The organism is Corynebacterium sp. HMSC076C10, assembly GCF_001812455.1.
GTDB classification, from domain to species: domain Bacteria; phylum Actinomycetota; class Actinomycetes; order Mycobacteriales; family Mycobacteriaceae; genus Corynebacterium; species Corynebacterium jeikeium_D.
The window spans coordinates 65902-89025 of sequence record NZ_KV809090.1 but is presented as its reverse complement, the minus strand read 5'-3'; the positions used below and the strand labels follow the sequence as shown (position 1 = coordinate 89025).

Annotated in this window: 20 protein-coding genes and 1 pseudogene; all 21 read right to left on the bottom strand. The window is 59.7% G+C overall.

Annotation, left to right across the window (positions count from 1 at the left end; all coding sequences use genetic code 11):
- Positions 1-136: 136 nt before the first annotated feature.
- The 21 genes and pseudogenes from HMPREF2857_RS01450 to hpt all read right to left on the bottom strand — a co-directional run bounded on the left by HMPREF2857_RS01450 (position 137) and on the right by hpt (position 23020).
- Positions 137-1348: an acyl-CoA dehydrogenase family protein gene (locus tag HMPREF2857_RS01450; protein ID WP_016421475.1), complete on the bottom strand. Its 1212-nt coding sequence runs from the start codon at positions 1346-1348 to the stop codon at positions 137-139.
- Between the two features lie 42 nt (positions 1349-1390).
- Positions 1391-2797 carry an acyl-CoA dehydrogenase family protein gene (locus tag HMPREF2857_RS01445; protein ID WP_048731769.1) on the bottom strand — a complete coding sequence of 469 codons (1407 nt, stop codon included), beginning with the start codon at positions 2795-2797 and terminating at the stop codon, positions 1391-1393.
- A gap of 122 nt (positions 2798-2919) precedes the next feature.
- Positions 2920-4329 (bottom strand): metallophosphoesterase family protein, encoded by a 1410-nt coding sequence (locus HMPREF2857_RS01440; RefSeq protein WP_246819574.1) that lies wholly within the window; start codon positions 4327-4329, stop codon positions 2920-2922.
- 168 nt (positions 4330-4497) lie between these two features.
- Entirely contained in the window at positions 4498-6030 is a 1533-nt protein-coding gene (gene lysS / locus HMPREF2857_RS01435; RefSeq protein ID WP_038626637.1) for a lysine--tRNA ligase, read from the bottom strand.
- Positions 6031-6100: 70 nt separating this feature from the next.
- Complete coding sequence (locus HMPREF2857_RS01430; protein WP_070642329.1) at positions 6101-7663, bottom strand: polyamine aminopropyltransferase; 1563 nt, start codon at positions 7661-7663, stop codon at positions 6101-6103.
- On the bottom strand, positions 7664-8185 hold the full coding sequence (locus HMPREF2857_RS01425) for a DUF350 domain-containing protein (RefSeq protein WP_083229188.1): 522 nt from the start codon (positions 8183-8185) through the stop codon (positions 7664-7666).
- 2 nt (positions 8186-8187) lie between these two features.
- Entirely contained in the window at positions 8188-8652 is a 465-nt protein-coding gene (locus tag HMPREF2857_RS01420; protein ID WP_069358987.1) for a DUF4247 domain-containing protein, read from the bottom strand.
- A 4-nt stretch (positions 8653-8656) separates the two neighbouring features.
- Positions 8657-9196: a DUF2617 family protein gene (locus HMPREF2857_RS01415; RefSeq protein ID WP_083280594.1), complete on the bottom strand. Its 540-nt coding sequence runs from the start codon at positions 9194-9196 to the stop codon at positions 8657-8659.
- Between the two features lie 11 nt (positions 9197-9207).
- Entirely contained in the window at positions 9208-9822 is a 615-nt protein-coding gene (locus HMPREF2857_RS01410) for a DUF4178 domain-containing protein (RefSeq protein ID WP_168165018.1), read from the bottom strand.
- A 170-nt stretch (positions 9823-9992) separates the two neighbouring features.
- Entirely contained in the window at positions 9993-12170 is a 2178-nt protein-coding gene (locus HMPREF2857_RS01405) for a PhoX family protein (protein ID WP_070546615.1), read from the bottom strand.
- A 247-nt stretch (positions 12171-12417) separates the two neighbouring features.
- On the bottom strand, positions 12418-12840 hold the full coding sequence (gene panD / locus HMPREF2857_RS01400) for an aspartate 1-decarboxylase (RefSeq protein WP_016421480.1): 423 nt from the start codon (positions 12838-12840) through the stop codon (positions 12418-12420).
- Positions 12841-13154: 314 nt separating this feature from the next.
- Positions 13155-14096 (bottom strand): annotated as a pseudogene (gene panC, locus HMPREF2857_RS01395) (pantoate--beta-alanine ligase); the annotation flags it as partial.
- Between the two features lie 97 nt (positions 14097-14193).
- Positions 14194-15114, bottom strand: coding sequence for a Rossmann-like and DUF2520 domain-containing protein (locus tag HMPREF2857_RS01390; protein WP_049194053.1), 921 nt, complete (start codon positions 15112-15114; stop codon positions 14194-14196).
- A 64-nt stretch (positions 15115-15178) separates the two neighbouring features.
- A complete protein-coding gene (locus tag HMPREF2857_RS01385; RefSeq protein ID WP_070642323.1) occupies positions 15179-16450 on the bottom strand; it encodes a DUF6779 domain-containing protein in 1272 nt (423 codons plus the stop codon).
- Positions 16447-16953 carry a DUF3180 domain-containing protein gene (locus tag HMPREF2857_RS01380; RefSeq protein WP_049171898.1) on the bottom strand — a complete coding sequence of 169 codons (507 nt, stop codon included), beginning with the start codon at positions 16951-16953 and terminating at the stop codon, positions 16447-16449. The genes HMPREF2857_RS01385 and HMPREF2857_RS01380 overlap by 4 nt, the downstream gene beginning before the upstream one ends.
- A 2-nt stretch (positions 16954-16955) precedes the next feature.
- Positions 16956-17468, bottom strand: a complete 513-nt coding sequence (folK, locus tag HMPREF2857_RS01375) for a 2-amino-4-hydroxy-6-hydroxymethyldihydropteridine diphosphokinase (protein ID WP_070642320.1) — start codon at positions 17466-17468, stop codon at positions 16956-16958.
- Positions 17465-17869, bottom strand: a complete 405-nt coding sequence (gene folB / locus HMPREF2857_RS01370) for a dihydroneopterin aldolase (protein ID WP_016421486.1) — start codon at positions 17867-17869, stop codon at positions 17465-17467. Before folB ends, folK begins: the two co-directional genes overlap by 4 nt.
- A 5-nt stretch (positions 17870-17874) precedes the next feature.
- On the bottom strand, positions 17875-18816 hold the full coding sequence (gene folP / locus HMPREF2857_RS01365; protein WP_070642379.1) for a dihydropteroate synthase: 942 nt from the start codon (positions 18814-18816) through the stop codon (positions 17875-17877).
- A gap of 86 nt (positions 18817-18902) precedes the next feature.
- A complete protein-coding gene (folE, locus tag HMPREF2857_RS01360; RefSeq protein WP_016421488.1) occupies positions 18903-19478 on the bottom strand; it encodes a GTP cyclohydrolase I FolE in 576 nt (191 codons plus the stop codon).
- A 9-nt stretch (positions 19479-19487) separates the two neighbouring features.
- Positions 19488-22166: an ATP-dependent zinc metalloprotease FtsH gene (ftsH, locus tag HMPREF2857_RS01355; protein ID WP_070642317.1), complete on the bottom strand. Its 2679-nt coding sequence runs from the start codon at positions 22164-22166 to the stop codon at positions 19488-19490.
- A gap of 269 nt (positions 22167-22435) precedes the next feature.
- The gene (hpt, locus tag HMPREF2857_RS01350) at positions 22436-23020 is read right to left on the bottom strand and encodes a hypoxanthine phosphoribosyltransferase (RefSeq protein WP_005510094.1); all 585 of its coding nucleotides are present in this window, start codon (positions 23018-23020) and stop codon (positions 22436-22438) included.
- Positions 23021-23124 lie beyond the last annotated feature (104 nt).

Sequence of the window (23124 nt, the reverse complement as noted above, 5' to 3'; positions counted from 1 at the left end):
ACACACGGCCAAAACAGCGCAAAATAAAACACCGCCCTACCAAGTCATGGCAGGACGGTGTTTTAAGAAATGTGGCTTGAGCATCTTTGTGAGCTTTTACCGGCTCACCAGTATGTAGATTGCTCTGAAACTGTAACTACTTCAGTTCCTTGGAGGACAGGCCCAGGGTGCGGCGAGCAACGACCAGCTGCTGAATCTGCTGGGTACCTTCGAAGATGTCCAGGATCTTGACGTCGCGGGACCACTTCTCCAGCAGGTTACGCTCAGAGTAACCGAAGGTACCTGCCAGCTGAACGGCACGGAGGCAAATCTCGGTGCCTGCACGGCCGGCCTTGGCCTTACACTCGGAAGCTTCCAGAGTGTTCGGCTGCTTGTTGTCAGCCATCCACGCAGCGCGCAGAGCCAGGAGGTATGCAGCCTCCCAATCGGACTCCAGCTTCAGGTACTCAGCTGCAGCAGCGCTCTGGGTGTGTGCCGGTGCATCGTAGTCAATCTCGATGCCAGCCTCTTCCAGGATGCGACGCAGCTCTTCCAGCGAAGCACGGGAGACACCGATGGCCATACCCGCAACCAGCGGACGAGTGTTGTCGAAGGTCGCCATTGCGCCGGCGAAGGACTTCTTAACATCAATGTCCGGGGAACCCAGCAGGTTCTCCTTCGGAACGCGGACGTTGTCCAGGCGGAGCACTGCAGTATCCGAGGAACGAATACCCAGCTTCTCTTCCAGACGCTCCACGGTGAAGCCCGGAGTGCCCTTCTTCACCAGGAAGGATTTGATGGCAGCACGGCCCTTGGACTTGTCCAGGGTCGCCCACACAACGACGGAGTCGGAACGCTCACCAGCAGTGACGAAGATCTTCTCACCGTTGATGACGTACTCATCACCATCGAGCTTGGCGGTGGTGGAAACTGCGGAGGAGTCAGAACCAAAGGACGGCTCGGTAATTGCCATGGAAGCCCAGGTCTTACCGAAAGCCTCCAGCTGCTCATCAGTAGCAACAGCTGCGATGGCTGCGTTACCCAGACCCTGGTACGGCAGAGACAGGGTCAGACCCACGTCACCCCAGCAGGTCTCAATAACGTTGAGCAGCGAAGCCATGTTGCCACCGTTCTTTACACCGGTGCGCTTCGGCTTCTTATCGTCGCCACGTCCACCAGAAGCACCGGAGAAGCCACGGCCACCATCTGCCATGCCGTCCATCATGGAGGCAAGGGTGTCGAGTTCCTTCGGGTACTCGTGCTCAGCGAGATCGTACTTACGGGAAATCGGTCGGAAGATCTCAGCGGCGGCCTGATGCGACTGGGACGCGCCCGCCTTGAGGAACTTCGGCAGTTCGAGGTTAATCATTTTCTTTCCTCTTAATTCTTTTCGGCTGAAGTATCTAGCGGTTTACAGAACGACGATGCCTTCGGCGACACCAATTGCGCGGAGGTCACGGTACCAACGCTCAACCGGGTGCTCCTTGGTGAAGCCGTGTCCACCGAGCAGCTGCACACCGTCGGAACCAATCTTCATGCCCTTTTCCGTGGCGAAGGTCTTAGCCAGAGCTGCCTCGCGAGCGAAGCCGCGACCCTGGTCAGCGCGGGAAGCACCGCGGAGGGTGATCATACGGAGACCATCGAGCTCAATCTTGATGTCGGCGACCATGAATGCCACTGCCTGACGGTGGGAAATCGGCTCGCCGAATGCCTGACGCTCGTTGACGTAAGGAATGACGTAGTCGAGAACTGCCTGAGAAGTACCCATTGCAAGCGCGGCCCAGCCGAGGCGGGAACGACGCAGAATGTCGAGGTATGCCTCTTCACGATCTGCAGCCGAGGTGCTAGCACCGCCGAGAATGTTCTCAGCCGGAACCTTGACATCCTTCAGGATGACACGGCCCATTGCGGCACCGCGCAGACCCATGGACGGGTCAGCCTCAACGTGGAGGCCCTCAGTGTCGGACTCAACGATAACCAGAGCTGGCTTACCCTCGAGCTCAACACCGATGATGAACAGCTCAGCTGCGCCGGCGTTCGGAACGAAGGACTTCACACCGTTGAGTACCAGCGAATCGCCTTCGCGCTTCGCGGTGGTTTCAGGCTTGCGCGCGTCGAAAAGCGGACGCGGCTCTGCGAGAACAACAGCGGCAGCCGGGACGTTCTCGCCAGCGAATGCCGGCAGGTAGGTCTTCTGCTGCGAGTCAGAGCCGTGAGCGGTCAGGGTGGCAGCGACACCGGCCGGAGCCAGCACAGCCAGAGCCAGACCCATGTCTCCGTAGGACAGAGCCTCTGCGACCAGCGCGTTGGTGGTGACGTCCTCACCTGTAGCGATGCCCTCGAAAGCCTCCGGGACGTTGATCATGGTGACGCCCAGCTCAGAAGCCTCAGAGACGAGGTTCTCCGGCGGAGTTGCCTCGTGGTCGGACTTGTAAGCAGCCTCGCGCAGACGAGACTCAGCGAACTCCTTCACCGTCTCGACGATCATCTGCTGATCCTCGGTCGGGGTGAGGTCGAAGAGCTTCTTTGCCTTCTCCTCGGCTGCGGCCTCCTGTGCAGCCTGGGCTTCCTCAGCCGGACGCTCCGGCTTACCGGAACCGGAAATCTTCTTAAACTGACGGTTCGCGGCACCAAGGGTCTTAAAACCGGACTTGGTGGACTGGTACACCACGCGGTCGATCTTTGGCTGAAGGTCGTACTTCTGGGCGAAGTCCGAACCAGTAATCGACGTGATGAACCGCATTGCCGCTCCGATAGCGTCGCGACCAGGGTTATTGCGGCCGACAGTCGAATCTTCGCGGTTCTTCTTCTCGCTCATGTGATCATGGCCTTTCGAGTCAGAACTATTACTGGCATAACAATAAAACAATCACGTGACCGTTGTCACAAGAATTGAAAAAACATTGCCAAGTAACAGAAAACTTTCAGGCTTCTAACTTGTCAGGCGATAACGCGGTTAACAACGTAGTTGCGATCAGAGAGCTCACCAAGCAGAGCCTCGGGCTCGAAACCGTACATCGCCCAACGGGCACGCGCAGTCCACGCAAGCGCATCTTCGCTGCTCAAACGGTGAAAGTTAACCTGGTAGCCACCGGAGTAGACATGCAGCAGTGTGTAGCCACCGGGGTATGCTTTGCACGCGCCGGTCTCCAAATAATCAACGCCGGCCCCAACATCACCGCGAGTACGCTTTGCACGGTGGGTGTGACCTGCCCCCGCGAAGAATACACCCGGAGCGTCGTTAAGCATCTGCTGCAAGCGTCGTGCATCAACGCTGTTGAGAATGAAGGTGGGCCCGGCAGCATGTGTCCAACCAGCCTCGGAGGTAATTGGGTGATGAGCCAGCACAACTGTCGGCTTACTGGGGTCACGCTGCAATTCCCGCTCCAGTGCATCGAACTGTTCCGGGCTAATTTCGCCGCCGGACTCATCCAACTTCGATGAATCCAGCCCTATGACACGGACCGGCCCCTGCTGAGTCACCCACAGTTCCTGTCGCGGACGCCCCAGGAGAACACCGAAGGGATCGCGATGATTCTCGGTACCCTCCAAAACCGGGAATTCGTCGTAGCCAGCAGATGGATCGGCATCCGGCTTATGCGGACGATCATGATTGCCGCGGGTGACAAACCACTGCCGCTCCTGAGCACCAAAGGTATTCATAATCTCGGCAAATCGACGCACCTCCGCCGGACGTGCTTCCGACGTGGCATCACCGTTGACGAAAACCTTTTCAATCCCCATCCCGCGCAGCTCGGCGAGAGCAGCTGTCAGCATGACCTCGGGGTACGGTCCGGCACCCGGTTCAGAAAAGATAGGCGCGGGGAAATTGCCGGTGATAATACCATGCCCATTTTCGCCAATATGCGTGTCATTGAGGATGGCAATCGTGGTCAGGTACTCCCCTTCCGGAGCGACCAACGTCGTGAACTGTCCAGTTTGCTCGGGTGTATTGGGGAGGTTTCGGGTAATTAATCCCGGCTCGGCGACCAGCCCATTCGATCGGCATTCGAAACGGTACGTGGTTCCAGGGCGCAGCTTATCGACGGTCACAAAGTGGTAGCCAACCTGCGTCTCGTCCTTATGTACCACGGGTAGCTCGCCGCCCTCATCGGCATCGACTGGCACTAGCGCAACTTCAGTGTCGGCCGGCGCCAGTGGAGCCAGCTTCCCCCACGCTGGATGTGGGCCTGCATACGTCGCCCACGAAAATGTCACCGACGTATCGGTCACGGTCACGACTTCCAGGTCCGTCACAACAAGGCCGCTGGTCAACCCGGTGAATGGAAACGGCGCCTGGTTCGGGGCCGCCGATGCAACTGCTCGCGTCCCGACGCTATTGACGGCCACCGTTACGGCCCCTGCACTCGCTGCTGCTCCCGCTGCTGCTCCCAAGCGCAATACGGATCGCCGATCAATTTTCTTATTCCCATTTACCGAATTCACGGGTGAAGAAATTACGGGATAAAAATAATCCCGGTGATAACACCGGGGATAACTACACATGAATTCAGTCGCTTACGCTTCCGGCTTCACGATCGGGAACAGCACGGTTTCGCGAATGCCAAGGCCGGTCAGGGCCATCAGCAGGCGGTCAATGCCCATGCCCACACCGGTCGTCGGCGGCATGCCCTGCTCCATTGCGTGCAGGAAGTCCTCATCCAGAACCATGGCCTCGTCGTCGCCACCGGCGGCCAGTCGCGCCTGATCCTCAAAGCGCTCACGCTGGACAACCGGGTCAACCAGCTCGGAGTAGCCGGTAGCCAGCTCGAAGCCACGGACGTAAAGATCCCACTTCTCGGTCACGCCAGGCTTGGAGCGGTGCTGACGAGTCAGCGGAGAGGTCTCGACCGGGAAGTCGCGGACAAAGATAGGACCGTCGAGCTGGTCTTCACAGAGCAGCTCCCAGATTTCCTCAACCAGCTTGCCGTGGCCCCAGCCGCCCTTTTCCGGAACCTCAAGTCCAATCACATCGGCGATTGCCTTTAGCTCCTCGACGGTCGAGTCAATAGTGACTTCCGGCTGACCAGGGAACTTGCGAGCAAGTGCCTCGTTCAGCGACGGGTACATCTCAATCTGCTTCCACTCGCCGCCAAAGTCGAACTCCGTACCGTCGGCAAGCGTAACAGTCGTCGAACCGAAGACCGCGACGCAGATTTCCTGAATGACCTCGCGGACGGTGCGGGCGGAGTCATCGTAGGTGCCGAATGCCTCGTAGTACTCCAGCATCGCGAACTCCGGGCTGTGCGAGGAGTCGATACCCTCGTTGCGGAAGTTACGGTTGATCTCAAAGACTCGCTCCATACCGCCGACGACGCAGCGCTTGAGGAAAAGCTCCGGCGCGATACGCAGGTAGAGATCGATGTCCAAAGCGTTGGAATGAGTCACGAACGGACGTGCAGCTGCACCGCCGTGCAGAGTCTGCAGCATCGGGGTTTCGACCTCGAGGAAACCGCGACGCTCAAGGGCGTGGCGCAGCTCGCGGATGACCTTGATACGAGTCAGTGCGTTAGTACGCGCCTGCTCACGCATAATCAGGTCCGTGTAGCGGTGACGCACGCGACTGTCCTCGGACAGATCAGCGAACGACACCGGCAGCGGACGCAGAGCCTTCGAGGCCATCTGCCACTTGGTAGCCATCACGGACAACTCGCCGCGGCGCGAAGAAATTACGCGGCCAGTAATGAGGACGAAGTCGCCCATATCTACGTCCGACTTCCAAGCAGCCAGGGCGTCCTCGCCGACCTCAGCCTTGGAAAGCATGGCCTGCAGGGTCGTGCCGTCACCCTCCTGCAGAGCGGCAAAGCAGAGCTTGCCGGTGTTACGAATAAACATGACACGACCAATGACGGTCACGACATCCTGAGTCTCCTCGCCAGCCTCGAGGTGGCCCCACTCTTCACGGACATCCTTGAGGGAATGAGTACGGGGAACCTCAACCGGGTACGGCTGAATTCCAGCCTCGAGCAGGCGGTCACGCTTCTCGCGGCGAATGCGCAGCTGCTCAGGAACGGTGGCGGTGTTTTCAGGGGTCTTCTTCGCGTCAGTCACGGCTATAAAGGTTAGCCGACTACACCGCCGACCTGCTACTCGCCCGCCCCTTTGCGAAATACTCGGCGGGCTACTCCCCCGCCTGCCGCCAACCTCGACGAATATCCTCCACAATTCGAGGATGAGCAAGTGTCGACGGTTCCAATTGTTGCGGACCGTTATCGGCACCGAACACGGTCGCAGCCCGGGCCACGTCAGGAGTGAGGAATTTCAGCGGCGGGGCGTCGTCGTAAAGCTCGAGCGTAGGAGGCTCAGGCTCGGCCTGCGCGAGTACAAACCCCCAGTCCCCGAAGGTGGGAACATGCACGTGGTACGGAGTGGTCGACCAGCCTGCGGCGCGAATCGAACTGTCGGTGCGCCAGAAGGCCTGCGGCGTCGAAAACGGCGAACCCGACTGCACCACCAGCTTTGCGCCCGGCGCGGCCACCGTGCGGATCAACCCGTAGAACTCCTGAGAGTAGAGCTTGGCCAGCACTGCGTTGTCGGGATCGGGAAGGTCTGCATAGATGGCGTCGAACTTCTGCACCTGCGCCTTACCACGTGCCTGCTCGTGGAGCCATGCGAAAGCATCCGCAGCAATCTTCTCCACTCGGGGATTGTCCAGGCTGCCACGGTTATCTTCCCGCAGCACAGTGCGGGCGACCTCGATGACGTCCGGATCCAAATCGACCTGAACAATGCGCTCGATGTTGGGCATCCGCAGCAGCTCCCGGGCAGCCAACCCATCGCCTCCGCCGAGGATCAACGCCGACTTCGTTTCTTTACCCACCGCCGGGTAGACCAGCGACTCGGTGTAGCGGTACTCGTCACGACTGGAGTACTGCAATCCCCCGTCGAGATAAAGCCGCCGGTCCCCGCCAAATCGAGTGACGACGATGTCCTGATACTTCGAGTGCTTGGCGAAAACAATGGGCTGGGCGTAGAGCGACTGCCGGGCGGTCGCCTCAATGTCCCGGATTCCGGCCAGTAACGCTACCAACCCAACAAGTGCCGCGACGAGGGCGGCGACAGATGCGACCAGTGCCCGGCGGGTCAACATCTGCTTCAGTAGCAGCGCGGCGATTATCAATGCCGCGGTGACATTGATCAGTCCAGCGATGGCAGTGGCCTTCAGCATGCCCACCGTAGGCAGGAGCACAAATGGCCAGATTAAACCGCCGACCAAGGCTCCGAAGTAGTCCGCAGCGTTGAGATTCGCCAGCACGCGACCGGTGTCCTCGGCGGAGGACGTCCGGCCGGTCTGCAGAAGTGTCATGAGTAACGGCACCTCGGCACCAACCAGCGTTCCGATTATGAAAGTGGCGGCGACTAATGCTCCGAGGCTCTCACCTGTAACCGAAAATACCCAGTACAGAGCGGTTGCGGACACACCGCCGAGCAAACCCAAAGCACACTCGATACCGAGGAAAGACACCGCGGCACGGCGCACAAACGGCTTCGCCGCCACGGCGCCAAAACCCAGCGCTGCGACATAACCGGCCACAATCAGGGAATTCGCAACGACGTCGCCGCGGCCAAGAGAAGCCGACAGCGCCAGTAGTGCCAGCTCATAGACCAGGCCGCAAGCAGCACAGGCCGCCACAGAGCCCAGCAGGAGAGCCCGCCAGCGCCGGGAAGTCGTGGTGGTCTCCATCTATGACAGCGCCACCGCGTTAATCACACCGATAACAATGAAGGTGGTCGCAGCCAAAATCGCTCGGGGGCGTACCTTCGCGTCCATTACGACATCGCGGAAGCGCCCCGGAATCAGAGCTTCCAGCACCAGCAGCGATGCTGCCTGCAACACAATGCCGAGTGCACCGTAAACGAGGGTCTCCCCCAGGCCAATCATCAGAGCGTCGTCGGATGCGCGGATTACCGAAACGACAATGCAGGCCAGCGCAATCTGCTGTGAGCCCGCTATCATCGCGGCGCCCGCACGGTTTTCGAGAAACACCAGGTCGCGCAGTTTCCCAGGAGTAATCAGATCAAGGACAATGAATCCAACTACGAGCACTAGGGCACCCGCAAGGAAGTAACCGACGGTGGCCGGCACTCCGACGGCCAGATGCTCGCCCACAGTTGAGGCCACGACCGACTGCGCTGGCTCCGATGTCTCCGACTGCGCCGTGAGGATAGCCGTCCCGGTGGTGTCCATGTACGTTACTGGTCCCATGTTTATTTCGCTCCTCCGAATGATCCGGCCGATCCACCCGAACCGCCGGAGGGGGCGGAGGGACCGAAACCGGGGCCGAGATAGATGAAGTGCCCACCCGAATAGCGGCCACTAAGTGATTCTCTGGTTATCAGGCACGTGTCCTTTGACCCTGCCTCAGGGGTCTGACGCGAAACGATGAACAGGTGCTTCTTCGTCCTCAGGTACGCTGCCCCGCCATCTTCGTTGTAAGCCTGTGGCTTAATCTCTTCTTTCAGCTCACGCCCCACCTCAATGGGGTCGCGGTCGCCACAGGTCCAACGTCGATCAATTCCGCTGCTGACCTGCGTCGCAGATGCTGCGCCGGGCGCGGACTGATAGCGCTCGCTAATCCTCTCTTCCGCAGATTTCCCGCCGACGAAGAAACCGGCCAGAGTGACCACAATGCCGACAACGATCAGTGCGTAACCAATACTTCCGCGTCCCATAGACTCAGGAACCTCCCTTTACGCGGTCTGCCTCGGCCCCATGGTTACCAGCGACGGCAGTCCAAGTATTCGACGTCCACACGAGCTGCCCCGGCGGGTAGCCGTGCCACGTATCCCAGCGATACCCCTGCTCAATCGGCTCTGCAGCCAACACAGTCAGCGCGCCGGGCGAACCGGGGAACTCCGCGACAACCGAATGAGGATGCCCTGTACCGAACTCGCGACGTAAAGCATCTGCGCGCTGAACGAAGGCTTCTGGCGAGAGGTTCTCCACACGAGCTTTCACCATCACTCCCGCCTCACTCAGGGGCACGCCGTGTGCCGCGGTACAGGAAATCTCCTCGGTAAAGCACGGGTTCTCCCGCTTACCGACGAAAACCACATGCGACGCTCCGAGGACTCCGAGCGTCAGCGGCGGTGTTGTGCCGTCGGGGTGAGAGATAACCGCCTCGCAGAGGGTGTCCGGGACTTGGCCGTCAAAAGCAATGCGGAGTTGCTCCGCAGCAGTGTCTTTGAACGGCACATCTAGAATTGCCAGCGACATAGCGACCGCCACTAGCGATTGTCCGCGTCCGGATTATGGTCCGGCGCTGCCATGACATCAATCTCACCGGGGAGAATCCTAATACCGGTGGACGCTTCCCACATCGAGTCACCGTAGCGTTCCAGTCCGAGCAAGCGACCGTCACCGGATTTGTAGTCGACGAAGTCCGTAGCCCCCTCCGGCGGCAGCCCAGTGGTGCCAATCGCGGTGTAGCGGGCGGTTCCCCGCTCCTCCTCCCAGTACTCCACACCGTCGACAACGACGGGATTAGTTGGTTCGAAGCTACCCGGAAGCTTGCGCCACCAGGTGAGGATGACTTCACCTTCATCTTCCTCAACGCCGAACCAAGAACCATCCGCCCCACCATCGACGAGATGTTCCCACCAGCGGAACGGCCCCTGAGAGAGCTCAAGGGATCCGCGCACAACATGGGAGGCACCACCGTAGTTCAGGATTGCGCCCGGCGCGACAGAGGTTGGACCGTACTTACGGTACTCATCAGTCATCAGCGGGTCGACGAAGCGCTCCCGATCAGAACCCGGAACCTGAGTATTCCGACGCGCTACAACAACGACGATGACCCCGATGACAACGAGGATGATGCCGATTATGACAATGCTGTTCACTAGGATTAATCCCATCGATAGTGTGGTGACGCTAAGTAAACGCCCGATTACTAACTTTCTACCGAATACAGTCGCGGCGCGCCGTCGAACATTATTTTCGTTCGAGACGCGCCGCGATAGGTCTACGCGCTAATCCGCGCGTTTCTGCTTAGCTCCTTGCCAAGGGCAACCTACACACCAATCTTCTTGCCATCAGTGCGTACAACCTGAACGACGGCCGGGCGTGGCTGCTCCTTGCCACCGTCCGGCCAGTGCGAGGTCGGGTTGGTGGTCGGGTCCGGGTTGTCGCCGACTGGATGACCCTGATCCGTCTCGATTTCGCCCGGGTGCTGGACGTTGACCATCACGCGGTTGGAGAAGATCTGCGGACCGCAGGTCTCTGCAGCAACCGGAACAGTCAGGAAGCACTTGGTCTCACCACGACGCTCGCCTTCGACAGCAACGGCGAACAGGCCGTCGTTGGAGTCCAGGGCGTTGCCGTCGGTGGAAACCCACAGGTTGCCGTACTCGTCAAAGGCGACGTTGTCCGGGCAGGAAATTGGCGAGACCGATTCCTTGTCGAAGCCACCGAAGTAGGTGTAAGCCTCGTTCGGGTCACCACAGACCAGCAGGAGGTTCCACTTGCCCTTGGTGCCGGCGTGGTCATCTTCCATCTCCAGAACAAGGCCATTCTTGTTCTCGGTGATTGGTGCGACCTCGACGGCGTCGGCAAGCGGGCGCCCTGCACCATCCTTGCGTTCCTTGCCCTTGTCGTCCTTCGCGCCCGCCTTACCGCGGTACTTGTTGTTGGTCAGCGCCGCGTAGACCTTACCGGTCTTCGGAGACGGCTCGATATCCTCCGGGCGGTCCATACGGGTCGCACCAACCTTGTCACCGGCGATGCGGGTGTAGATGCAGACCTCTTCGGCGGTCATGCCATCAACGTGGGACTCGTGCTTGCCGTCTGCCTTGGCGGTCATCAGCGGAAGCCACTCAATGTCACCGTCGAAACGGCCGTCCTTCGGCAGCTCACCGGAGCCGTCAATCTCGGACTCGGAATTACCGTTGAACTTACCGACGTAGAGAGTGCCCTCGGACAGAATGCCCATGTTGTGCTTGAGGTCCCCCTCCTTAATCTTGCGGGAGGAGACGAACTTGTAGATGTATTCGAAACGCTCGTCGTCGCCGGAGTAGCACACGACCGTGCCGTCGTCGGTGACGTAAATCTGACCGGCTTCATGCTTGAAACGGCCCACTGCGGTGTGCTTGACCGGGGTGGAGTTCGGGTCAGATGGGTCAATCTCTACCAGCCAGAAGAAGCGGTTCGGCTCATTCGGCTCCTTGGAGACATCGAAGCGGTCGTAGTACTTCTCCCACGCGCGGTCGGACAGCTCTTCATTCTTGACCGAGTAGCGCTTGAGCTTCTTAACTGCGTCCTCGTCCTTGAGCTTGCCAACGTTACCGAAGTACTGGTCAACGTTCTCCTCACCGGACAGGTAGGTACCCCACGGAGTAACACCACCGGAGCAGTTGTTCAAAGTTCCCTCGACCTTCATACCGGTCGGGTCGGCCTTGGTCTTCAGCAGATCGTGACCAGCAGCCGGGCCGTCAACTGTGAACTCGGTGAAGCCAGTGATGCGACGGTTACGCTTGTCGCTGAGAATTGGCTTCAAGAATCCCTTGTCATCCTCTTCCACAGCAAGGATGGTCTGGCCGTGGGCAGCCAGTCCGATGTCGACCTGCTCCTTAGTGGCATCTTCTTTCTTGTAGGCACGGAACATCATCGGCTCGGTGGTGTACTCGTGCGAGCAGACGTACAGCAGTGTGCCGTCTTCAGCCTTAATCAGGCCAGCGAAGTCATTGTTGAAGCCGAACTGCTTCAGCTGGTTTTCCGGAGTCTGCTTGTCAAAGTCGAACTCCGGGCCACCCTCGTGGATTGGGTCGCCCCAGCGAATCAGAACATTCTGCTCGTAGCCGTCCGGGATAACGACTGCGTCTTCCGTGTTCGGCTTGACGGCGTCGAAACGCATACCCTCCGGCGATTCACCCTTGCTACCGTCACCGGCAGCAGCGGTACCGGAGGCGTCGGAGCCACCTGCGGCGCTGCCCGAATCATCAGAGGAGCAAGCGGCCAGCACGGCGCCACCGCCGACCGCAAGAGCACTAGCACCAGTGACCTTCAGTGCCGCGCGACGGGAGAATGCGCGCTGGGAGAACGCCTCCTTCGCAACATCACCGAAGTACTGGTTGTCCGAGAACTCGTTCGGAGCATCGTCAGCACAGGCATTACCACACTTGTAAGTGCAGGTCAGAGAGCTGCGAGAGGTAGCAAAAGGATTTGTCAGCAGATTCTTGCCAATACGAACCACGGGGAGACCGCCTTTGTATAGCTTCGACTAGGTGAGGAAATGGAAAACTAAAACTTTTAGATCCTCTAAGAAGCTAAGGACGTTGCGTTACCTTTCGGTTTCTAAAAATCAACTCACCGATGAGCTTTAGCTGACGGTCTAATGGCTTGTGGTTTAACGCAAAGTAAACACTCTGGTGTTGCGGTTTTCCCGCTCGTCTTTTCTCTCCAACTACGCAGTCGAGCCCCAGCTCTGCGGGCTACGTGGACTAGCCCTGGTTCTCCGGGCTACGCGGATTCTTCAAATCAGAACCCTCCGGCACATCCGCCGGGTCATTGCCACTTTCCAGAATCTTGTTGTCCTCATCGACGAAGATGACATTCGGCTTGTACGTACGCGCCTCGGCGTCATCCATCATTCCGTAGCCGATGATAATAACCAGATCACCCGGCGATATCAGACGAGCGGCGGCACCATTGATGGAAATGATGCCCGAGCCGCGCTCTCCGGTAATGCAGTAAGTAGTAAGCCGGTTGCCATTATTGATATCGACGATGTCGACGGCTTCACCTTCAAGCAGGTCGGCCGCTTCCATCAAATCAGCGTCAATCGTGCACGATCCAACGTAGTGAAGATCAGCCTGAGTCACCGTGGCGCGGTGAATCTTGGACTTCAACATAGTGCGAAACATGAAAAAGGTAGGTCCCTTCCTGGATTCGTCCCCTGGATGCTTGCCTACCGCGGCACCCCTTAGCGTGGCAGGTTATTAGTCGGCACACTATAATACGACAACTTCCCAGCCACGAGAAACTACTTCTAAAAGCCGTCCTACTCGCTGTCCTGCTCAACGCCAAAGCCAGCGTTCTTCAGAGTTTCTCTGCTGGACTCATCTTTCAGACGAGCATCTCGAGCAGCACGAACCTTTTCCTGCAGCTCAGCCAGCTCAGCGGCCTCTTCCTCAGTCAGCTCGCCGTCCAGCCCCGCAGCCGACAGAGCCGCCGACGCAATTTCGGCGTCCTTCTGGCCGAGCTGACCGAAACCGTTTGCCGAATCCGGGCGCGGCGCACCAAGAATCAAGCCAACATTATCAATGAGACGAGTAGTGCCGACCTTCGCAGCAACCAGCAGGCGAGCTTCAGTCTCCTGGCCGTCGCCGCGCAACGCCTCGTCGGAAAGCGGGGCGAGCGCAGCGTCACGCAGCTCCAAGTAATCCAACTCGACTTCAGGCTGGCTGGCGAGCACACCACGCGCGGTTTCCAGCACAGCATCCGCACCACGGTCCGCGACAAAAGCACCGGCAGTCAGCGCAGCGGACAGGGTTACTGCGAGATTGCGCTGCTCCTCGGACAGATAGCGGTTGCGGGAGCTCATAGCCAACCCGTCGGCCTCGCGAATCACCGGTACACCGTGTAACTGCACCGGCATATTCAGGTCAGTGACCATCTGCTGCATCAGGCACAGCTGCTGGTAGTCCTTCTCACCAAAAACGGCATCAGTGCAGTTGGTGATGTTGAAAAGCTTGTTGACCACCGTCAACGCACCGGCAAAGTGCCCCGGGCGAGTAGCACCTTCGAGCTCCGAAGCCAGCGGCCCCGGCTGCACGGTCGTGCGGAAACCGTTGGGGTACATCTCCTTCGCGTTCGGCGCAAATACCAGCTCAGCACCGACAGCGCGGAGCTTCTCAACGTCTTCCTCCAGAGTCCGCGGGTAGGCGTCAAAGTCCTCCCCCTCACCGAACTGCAGCGGATTGACGAAAATCGACACCACCACAACAGCGCGCGGCAGCGTCTTCGCGGCCTGTACTAGTTCAAGGTGCCCCTGGTGTAGCGCACCCATCGTAGGTACGAGCACCACCGGCCGCCCGGTCTTCCGCAACGCACGGGTGACCTGCGCGATTCCCGCAATAGTCTTGTGAACAGTTGTCTCTCCGGCGGTATAACCCGTCATGTTTCCTCCGCGTTCAGATCTACCGGACCAAACTTTTCGCCCGACGGCAATACCTTACGCCACATCCCGGATGACCAGAACAGCCAGTCCGCTCAGCTCATCGGCGTAGGTACCGCAAAACCTCGTTGGCGCCGCGCAGCTCGGCGATGCGCTCGGCAAGGGCCAGGTAGGCGGTTCCCATTTCCGGTGCCACCGCTTCAATTTCACGTTCGTGCTTGACGACGGTCCCAAGGTCGTCCCGCGTCACCGGGCCAGTCAGCCCCCGGGAACCCCACCTCAAGGCATTGTCCAATGAAGCTTCCAGCAGTGGGCGGAGCAGCTCGGCGGCCTGGCCTCGACGCAGCTCAGCTAGGTCGGTGTCTTCGGCTGCTGTGTCTCCGCCGATAGTGGTTGCCAGCATTTCTACTGCATCGACCACAACTGCGCCCAGACCGTTTGAGCCATGGGCCATAGCCGCGTGATAGAGACCGCGGTGACGTTCGTTGATGAACACCGGACGACCGCCGAGTTCACCAATGAGCAGTTCACTGACTGTTTTCGCGAGCTCATCCCCGACCGTGATGCCCCATGGGCAGCCGGTCAGGAGCTCGGAGTCGTCGTCAAGCCCTGCGAATGTCATTGCGGGATGGGCGGCGATGGTCAGCGCGCCGGTGAGTGCGACCGGATCGAGCACGGCACGCCCGAGGGAACCAGAAGTATGCATGACGATGCGTCCGGGGCCGACATGGCGGGCGACGTCCTCGGCGACCTCTGCGATGGCGCGATCCGGCACGGCGATGACGATGAGCTCGCAGGTGGAAGCTGTGTCGGCAATGCTACTAACCTGTGCGTTCGGGAGACGTAGATGCGCTCGTGTGACAGATTCTGGTGAGCGCGCGACCACGTGAGTGACACGATGCCCACAGCGCTCTAACGCCTGGCCGAGCGCGACCCCGACTTTTCCGGCAGAAATAATCCCCACCGCCAACCGCGGAGCGGTTGTCCGATGGGGATGGGAATCATGCTGGCTTTGCGTCATGACTGACTAGGTTAGACCAAACCAGCTATGTGCGGTGAGTAGGCCGCGCACACTCGGTAAGCGACTAGGCCTCTTCGTCCTCGCGCTGCTCCCTCTTCTTGCGCATCTGCGCCATCAGCTCGGCAACCGTCAGGCTGCCCTTGTTGTCCTCAGCACGGCGCCGACCGTGGCTTGCAGGCTCCTGCGCCGTAGCCTGAGCCGGTTTCTGAGCTGGCTCTTCTGCGAGGTTCTCATCGCGAATGGCCTGCAGCTGGCGAGTCGGAGAGTCCGAGGCGTCGTCCGATTCCGGCGCAGCGAATGGGTGCCGTGCACCGTGTGCCTCGTGAGCACCGCCCTGAGAATCATCCTCTGCAGCGTCCTCGGCCGGGGTTTCCTGCCAGTTGATGGCGCGGAAAGAGTTAGTGGAGAACTTCTCCTTGGAAACGGTTTCGTCACCCTTGGAATCGGCGACTTCGTGGACGTCAACCGGCTGGCCAGACGGCGAGAATGTACGGCGCATGTCGGTAGCCTCGGCGTCTTCAACCGGCGAAGCGGAGGAAGCGGAGCCCGTGCCGCCGTGCTGGGTATGAGCGCCAACAGTGCCGTTAGCGGTCATCTCAGCGCGGTGGGAAGTCGCGCGTGGTGTCGGCCGGTCGTGACCGGTCGGATCCTTCATCGGCGAGGCCTGCTGTGGCGAGTCGAGCTCACGCAGACGCTCGGCCTGGGCGCGAAGAGCAACCTGCTCGTCGTCGAAATCCTCCCCCATGAACTCAGCAAGCTGGGCACGCAGTGCAAAGACCTCAGCGCGCAGCGCCGCAATGTTGTCATCGTTGTTGCCCTCAAGCGAGTCCAGGTAGTTCTGCTCGAGAATCAGCTCCTGCTCACGGTGAGTAGCCAGCTCGCGGTCAAGCTCCACCTTGTGCAGTTCCTCGATTGTCTCCAACCGCTTGCGCTCCAGCGCAATGGTCTTGCGGTATCGAGTCACCAGCACAGCCCCGATAACTGCCGACCACAACGCCAGCAGCACGGCAACCTTCATCCACCCGGCAGAGGTGGCAAAGAGCATGACGATACTGGCAATCACCGCGAGCACCAGCAGCACGACCATGAGAATAACGGCGGTTTTCTCCGTCATACCATCGGTAGAACTGAATTTCGTCACATCATTGCTCTGCTCATCTGCATATGCCGCATCAGCCCCGGAGTTAGCCCCAGCGGAGTAGCTTTCGAAAGCTGAAGAAGGCGACGGAGACGGAGACTCGGCCATATCCGACGAAGTAGCTGCCGCGTCGCCCTGAAAATATGCGGCATCACCCGAGCGCTTCAGGTCATTACCGGCGTTGGAGAGGTCAGTCATAACTCCCACCCTACCGAGTTAGTTCCCATTTCCCCGCTAGGAGGCGAAGAATTTTCGCCATCAGTTGGCAATTGGCAAACTTTTTCCAGCCACAGCCCCGCCGCAGCGAGCAAAATTCCGGATACTGTGCCGACAATCATGATCGGTCCGTCGGCCTGTGCAGCCGCAAGTTCCGTCCACTTCGGCAAGGCCCACAGCACGCCACCGGCGTACAGTCCTCCGAGAATCGCACCCAACCACGCGGATGCCGTACCGACCACCAGCCATCGCGACAACGTTAACGGCTGCACCTGGCTGCGATCCTGCCCGACCTTCCCTTCTTTCAATACCGACTTAATCCACCGCGCTGCTGCCACACAGACGGCTGTGAGCAACCAGGGAAACCCCAGGTCCCACCAACTTCGCGGCCCGAGCGCACCGAAAAACTGTGCCAGGATCATCCATGACGCCAGCGCGAGAACCAGCGCAGATGCAGCCAACGTAATCGGTGAGGTCGGTTTCATCTCTAGGCCTCTTCTCCATCCGCGCTGTCTGCTAGACGCACTGCGTTTACGTCTTCAGGTGCCAGCTTATCGACGAGTTCCGCGACCCGAACTCCCTCCAATTCGGCATCCGGGTCGGCATCGAGCCACGGCACCAGTACGAAGGCACGCTCGGTTGCCCACGGATGTGGCAGGGTCAGAGTCGAATCGTCAGAGATGATCTCCTCGCCGGAGTTCTTGTCAATGACCTGCACAATGTCCACGTCGAGCGCCCGTGGTCCCCAGTGAATTTCGCGCACTCGACCAGCGTCATTTTCCAGTTTCCAACCAGCTTCCAGCAGCTCCATTGGTGTCCGGGACGTATCGACAATGAGCACGGCATTGAGGAAGTCACCCTGCTCTACCCCACCCCAAGGTGGGGTGGCATAAATTTTTGAGGCTGCGACCAATTCATCGGCGAAGAAGGCCTGCACACCAGTTAGGTTTTCTCGCGCGCGGTCCATGTTCGCGCCGATAGAAAGAACGGCGCGAATCATGCCAACCGCTTCTTCCGCGAACGGCGGGCTGTTACCGCAGCGTCATCAAAGTCGAGCGGAATGGGCGCATGCGGTTTGTGAATGGTTACTTCCACCGCATGTAACAGTGGGGACAATCCGCGTTCGGCGCGGCCATCGTCGTCGGCAAGCACTGCTTCGGCAATCTCGGTCGCGACGGTTTCGATGAGGTTGCGCGGAGTGCCGGTCAAAATTCCGTGCGCTGTGGCTGCGATGTCGGCGTAGTTGACGGTGTCGTCCAGCTCGTCGCTGGCAGCGGCACCGGAGAAATCCAACCACAGGGTGACATCACAGATGAAGTCCTGGCCATCGCGGCGCTCGAAGTCGAGACAGCCGTGGTAGCCGCGGGCTTTCAGACCTTTGAGTTCAATGCGATCAGCCACTGTTTCTACTCGTCTCCTTCCAGAGCCGCCTCGGCTGGCGATTCAGCAGGAGACTCATCGTGCTGTGCAGCGCGGTTAGAGCCACCTTCCGGATAGTCGCCGGCCGCGGTGTAACCGGTCAGTGAGCGGCCAAGGTTCCATGCCTGCGCCACCCGCACTGCGTCGAGGTTGTCGGCCACATTGTGAACTCGAACCGCCCATGCGCCCGCCGCTGCGGACAGCGCGGAAATTGCGGTAGTCGCAGCATCAGCCTGCTTTGGCGCGCGAGCCTCACTGCCGACGGCGGCGGCGAAACGCTTGCGGGAGGCACCGACCAATACGGGGAAACCGAGGTCAATAAGCTCCGGCAGGCCGTGGAGGAGCGCCCAATTGTCATCGGCGTTTTTGGCAAAGCCCAGGCCTGGATCCAGGACAATATTTTCCTCGACGATGCCGGCGCCCATGGCACCGTCGACAAGCTGAAGCAGGTGCTCACGGACATCGGCGACAATGCCGTCCGGGTGAGTTTCGGCGCGTCCAGAAGCGGAGCCGAAGCGATCGGTCTTCCAGTGCATCAGGCAGATGGGCACATCGGCATCGGCGCAGGCTGCGTACATGTTGGGGTCTGCGAGACCGCCGGAGACATCGTTGATGAACACCGCGCCCTCGGCGATTGCTGCCTCTGCGACACTTGCGCGCATAGTATCGACGCTGATCAGGTGCCCGTCTGCCGCGAGCTCACGGACCACCGGCACGACTCGGGCAATTTCCTCATCCTCGGAAACGCGGTGTGCGCCGGGGCGAGTAGACTCGCCACCGATGTCGAGAATATGTGCGCCTTCAGCGAGCAGCTCGTGCGCATGGGCAATCGCCGCGTCGAAGGTCTTGTACAGGCCGCCATCGGAAAAGCTGTCCTCGGTGACGTTGACAATGCCCATCACTTTGCAGAGCTGATTCTCGATACCCATCTCCGCCGGCTGTCCTGCCTGCGCTTGCAAGGGGGATTCAGTCACCTTGTTGTCCAGCCTTTCCAATCGACCATTTAACTGTTGCGTTAGCTCTTGCGGATGAGCGCCATTGCCTCTGCGCGCGAACGGGCATCCGTCTTGAAGCCACCGCGGACGGCTGAGGTCACCGTGCGCGCACCCGGCTTGCGGATACCGCGCATGGCCATGCAGAGATGCTCCGCTTCAATGACGACGATCGCCGAGGCCGGATCCAGCCGCTCCACCAAGGCATCCGCAACCTGACTGGTCAGCCGCTCCTGCACCTGCGGGCGCTTCGCATAGCCATCGACCAGACGAGCGAGCTTGGACAAGCCCGTCACACGACCGTCCTTGCCCGGGATGTAACCAATGTGGGCAACGCCGAAGAACGGCACCAAATGGTGCTCACAGGTGGAGTAAATCGGGATGTCCTTGACCAAAACGAGTTCCTGGTGATCCTCATTGAAGGTCTTTGCCAGCACCTCAGACGGATCTTCAAACAGGCCCGCGAAAACCTCACGGTAGGCTCGCGCCACTCGCGCCGGTGTCTCCTTCAGGCCTTCCCTGTCGGGATCCTCACCGACGGCAATCAACAGTTCACGAACCGCAGCCTCGGCCCGCCCCTGATCGAATTCGCGCTCCATGATGTGTACTTATCGCTCCTCGTTGGTGTCCGGCTTGTCCTGCCAGGCGCTGTTGTCTTCGTTTCGCTTGACGACGCCGTCCTTATCCGAATCGTGCATCTGTGCACCCTTGTCATCGGAGTTGTCGGCGTTCTTCGCGTTTTCCGGACGTTCTGTGTGTTCCGGCTGCTCGTTATCCGGCAGGCGGAATCCGCGCAGCTCCTGATGCTGTCCCGCCGATGGCATCACCGTAGTCGGGGTGGCATCGCTGCCAGAGTTGTCCTGGCGGTGACGTCCGCCCTGCCTGTCCCACGGCATCTTCGGAGGGGCAGGGATATTCGCGGGGCCGTTGCCACCGTTGCTACCAATACCGGTTGCCTTCGAGCCGAAGTCCGGCGCACCTGCCGGGTAGTTAGCAGTGCCCGGGTGCTGGCCACGCGCGTTGCCCTGGCCTTCCTGCGAACCCGGCTGGTTCTGCCCCTCCGGGCGAGGAGTCGGCGCAGGCGCCGGTGCCGGTGCGGGAGCCGAACCGTGCGTGCTGCCGGTATCCTTCGGCGGCCAACCTGGAGCGGTCCAACCAGCCGGCGGTGGGGTGCCACCGTAAACCGGAACATTCGGTCGGTCCTGCTGGGCGCCCGGCAGACCCGGGGCACTAGCATTCCCGACACCAGCGGAGCCTGCCGGCCCCCGACCATTGCCGTTGTTGCCTGCGTCCTGGTTCTCCGGTTCGCGGCGGCGCACCGGCGCGAAGATGTTGACACGCTTCGGCGGTTCCTCGCCGCGCTCGATTGCCAACTCCACCGGAGTCTTCACCGGCTCGCGGCCATCGGCCGGGTGCTTAGTGTCGCTATCGAAGAAGTTCAGGCGCTCACGCGGAACGACATCGGTGAAGATAACTTCCAGATCCGGACGACGCAGAGTCTCCTTCTCCAGCAGTTTCTCAGCCAGAACATCGAGAGTGTCGCGGTTTTCCTTCAAGATGGCGTAGGCCTCGTCATGAGCCTTATTGATCAGCAAACGAACCTGCTGATCAATGGTTGCTGCCACCTCCGGAGAGTAGTCCAGAGAGCCGCTGCCACCGCGGCCAACGAACGGGTCGCCCTGCTCCTCCCCGTACTTCACCGGGCCGAGCTCCGGCGACATGCCGTACTCGGTCACCATGGCGCGAGCAATCTTGGTGGCCTGCTCAATATCGGCAGAAGCACCGGTAGTCGGCAGTCCGAAAACCAGCTCCTCGGCAGCGCGACCACCCATGGCGAAGACCAGACGGGCAAAGAGCTCTGGCAGGTTATACATGCCCTTGTCGTCCTCGGGGACGGTCAGCGCATGTCCACCAGTGCGACCGCGAGCCAAGATGGTGACCTTGTAAACACGCTCGATGTCCTTCAGCGCCCACGCAGCCAGGGTGTGGCCACCCTCGTGGTAGGCGGTGACCTTCTTCTCCTGCTCGGAGATCACCTTGGAGGTACGGCGCGGACCGCCGATAACTCGGTCGACTGCCTCTTCCAGCGCATCCGCAGTAATGATGTTGCCGTTGACGCGAGCGGTCAGCAGCGCAGCTTCATTCAGCACGTTCTGCAGATCAGCACCGCTCATACCGGCGGTGCGCTTCGCCAGCGACGTCAGATCCGCATCCGGCCCAAGCGGCTTGTTCCGGGCGTGGACCTTCAGAATTGCCTCGCGGCCCTTCAGGTCTGGTGCGCCCACCGGAATCTGTCGGTCAAAACGGCCCGGACGCAGCAGCGCCGGGTCGAGAATATCCGGACGGTTGGTCGCAGCCATGATGATTACGCCCTGACGATCACCAAAACCATCCATCTCCACCAGCAGCTGGTTCAGGGTTTGCTCACGCTCATCATGGCCGCCGCCCATACCGGCACCACGCTGGCGACCGACGGCGTCAATCTCGTCGATGAAGATAATGCACGGGCTGTTTTCCTTGGCCTGATTAAACAGGTCACGGACACGAGAGGCACCGACACCGACGAACATTTCAACGAAGTCCGAACCCGAGATGGTGTAGAAAGGCACTCCTGCCTCACCAGCGACGGCGCGGGCCAGCAAGGTCTTACCGGTACCGGGAGGACCGTAGAGCAGAACACCACGCGGAATCTTCGCGCCGAGCTCCTCGTAGCGAGCTGGGTGCTGCAGGAAATCCCTAATCTCGTCGAGCTCCTGGACGGCCTCATCGGCACCAGCAACATCCTCGAACGTATTGGTCGGAGTCTCCTTGTTCAGCAGCTTGGCACGGTTGCCACCAAAGCCGAACATGCCGTTCTTGCCGCCTTGCATGCGGCTGAAGAAGTACATGATGACGAAGAAGAAGATCACCATCGGCAGCAGGAAGCCCAAGGTGGACATCAGGAAGGAATCCTGCGTGACCTTGGTATCGAACTTCTCCATACCCTTGGCGGCGGTGACCTTGTCAAAGACTTGGTCGGTCGCACGCGCTGGGTACTTGGTCATCACCTTCGTGACGTCCTCAGTACCCTCGACCTCCACGCCCTTCTTCAGGGTGAGGCGAATTCGCTGTTCACGATCGTCAATCTGAGCTTCCGTGACATTGCCCTTATCCAACTGGGTCAGGGCAACGGACGTATCCACCTCGCGGTATTCCCGGGAATCATCCGCCAGCTGAGTAATAGCAAAGAGGATAATCAGGATGATGCCGGCAACGGTGGCAAACCGGAACACCTTTTTCTTGTCCATACAGTGGGTTCGCTTTTCGCTCTCTACATCTATTAGTTGCTTTTATTAATTGTACGCATCAACGAGTTCTTCTCGAAGACACATCAATGTCACAACGTGGGGCCAGGGCTCATGGCACCTGACCCCACAGTAGGCATAACGCATCGCAACCGAAAAAAGTTTCCAACTCCCACTTTTCATAGCTAGAAGACAGCTAGAACTGCGGGAGGGTACGCGCGCAATGCCCGTCGTAAAGCATCGGCACTGTGCAATAAGCGCCGAAGACAGACCTAGCCCTGGTAAACGCGCGGGTGAAGCGTGCCGACGTACGGCAGGTCGCGGTAGCGCTCGGCGTAATCCAGGCCGTAACCGATGACGAACTCGTTCGGAATGTCGAAGCCAACATCCGCAACATCCAGGCTGGTGCGCACAGCCTCTGGCTTACGCAACAGCGTAATGACCTCCAGGGAGCGCGGATTACGGTTGCGCAGGTTCTTCATCAACCAGGACAGGGTCAGGCCGGAGTCAATGATGTCCTCGACGATCACAACATCGCGTCCCTCAATATCGCGATCCAGGTCCTTCAAAATACGCACCACGCCTGACGACGAGGTGGAGTTTCCGTAACTGGAAACCGCCATGAACTCCATCTGGCTGGGAATGCTGAGCTGACGAGCGAAGTCAGTCAGGAAGAACACCGCACCCTTGAGCACTGCGACCAGAATCAGATCGCTGTCGGCATCCTTGTACTTCTCATTCACACGATGCGCCATCTCGGCAATGCGAGCATGCAGCTCCTCTTCGCCAATGAGAACTGCCTCTACCTCATCGCCGTAGGGGTTTGCGGGGACGTTGAAATCCTTCACATCATGCATCGCATTTCCTTTCCGCACTTCTATGGCGGCGTGTCGATGGAGCGTAACTGCCCCAGTGCAAGTTCAGGGTTATGGCAACCGATTGTTCTCAGCCGCCGGAAGTT

What these genes read in the sequence shown, in the direction of transcription:
- HMPREF2857_RS01445 (WP_048731769.1), bottom strand. Translation starts at nt 2,797, where the DNA reads ATGAGCGAGAAGAAGAACCGCGAAGATTCGACTGTCGGCCGCAATAAC.
- folK (WP_070642320.1), bottom strand. Translation starts at nt 17,468, where the DNA reads ATGATTCGCGCCGTTCTTTCTATCGGCGCGAACATGGACCGCGCGCGA.
- HMPREF2857_RS01420 (WP_069358987.1), bottom strand. Translation starts at nt 8,652, where the DNA reads ATGGGACGCGGAAGTATTGGTTACGCACTGATCGTTGTCGGCATTGTG.
- HMPREF2857_RS01430 (WP_070642329.1), bottom strand. Translation starts at nt 7,663, where the DNA reads ATGGAGACCACCACGACTTCCCGGCGCTGGCGGGCTCTCCTGCTGGGC.
- HMPREF2857_RS01425 (WP_083229188.1), bottom strand. Translation starts at nt 8,185, where the DNA reads ATGGGACCAGTAACGTACATGGACACCACCGGGACGGCTATCCTCACG.
- folP (WP_070642379.1), bottom strand. Translation starts at nt 18,816, where the DNA reads ATGGGTATCGAGAATCAGCTCTGCAAAGTGATGGGCATTGTCAACGTC.
- ftsH (WP_070642317.1), bottom strand. Translation starts at nt 22,166, where the DNA reads ATGGACAAGAAAAAGGTGTTCCGGTTTGCCACCGTTGCCGGCATCATC.
- panD (WP_016421480.1), bottom strand. Translation starts at nt 12,840, where the DNA reads ATGTTTCGCACTATGTTGAAGTCCAAGATTCACCGCGCCACGGTGACT.
- folE (WP_016421488.1), bottom strand. Translation starts at nt 19,478, where the DNA reads ATGGAGCGCGAATTCGATCAGGGGCGGGCCGAGGCTGCGGTTCGTGAA.
- hpt (WP_005510094.1), bottom strand. Translation starts at nt 23,020, where the DNA reads ATGCATGATGTGAAGGATTTCAACGTCCCCGCAAACCCCTACGGCGAT.
- HMPREF2857_RS01380 (WP_049171898.1), bottom strand. Translation starts at nt 16,953, where the DNA reads ATGAAACCGACCTCACCGATTACGTTGGCTGCATCTGCGCTGGTTCTC.
- HMPREF2857_RS01450 (WP_016421475.1), bottom strand. Translation starts at nt 1,348, where the DNA reads ATGATTAACCTCGAACTGCCGAAGTTCCTCAAGGCGGGCGCGTCCCAG.
- HMPREF2857_RS01415 (WP_083280594.1), bottom strand. Translation starts at nt 9,196, where the DNA reads ATGTCGCTGGCAATTCTAGATGTGCCGTTCAAAGACACTGCTGCGGAG.
- HMPREF2857_RS01385 (WP_070642323.1), bottom strand. Translation starts at nt 16,450, where the DNA reads ATGACTGACCTCTCCAACGCCGGTAATGACCTGAAGCGCTCGGGTGAT.
- HMPREF2857_RS01390 (WP_049194053.1), bottom strand. Translation starts at nt 15,114, where the DNA reads ATGACGCAAAGCCAGCATGATTCCCATCCCCATCGGACAACCGCTCCG.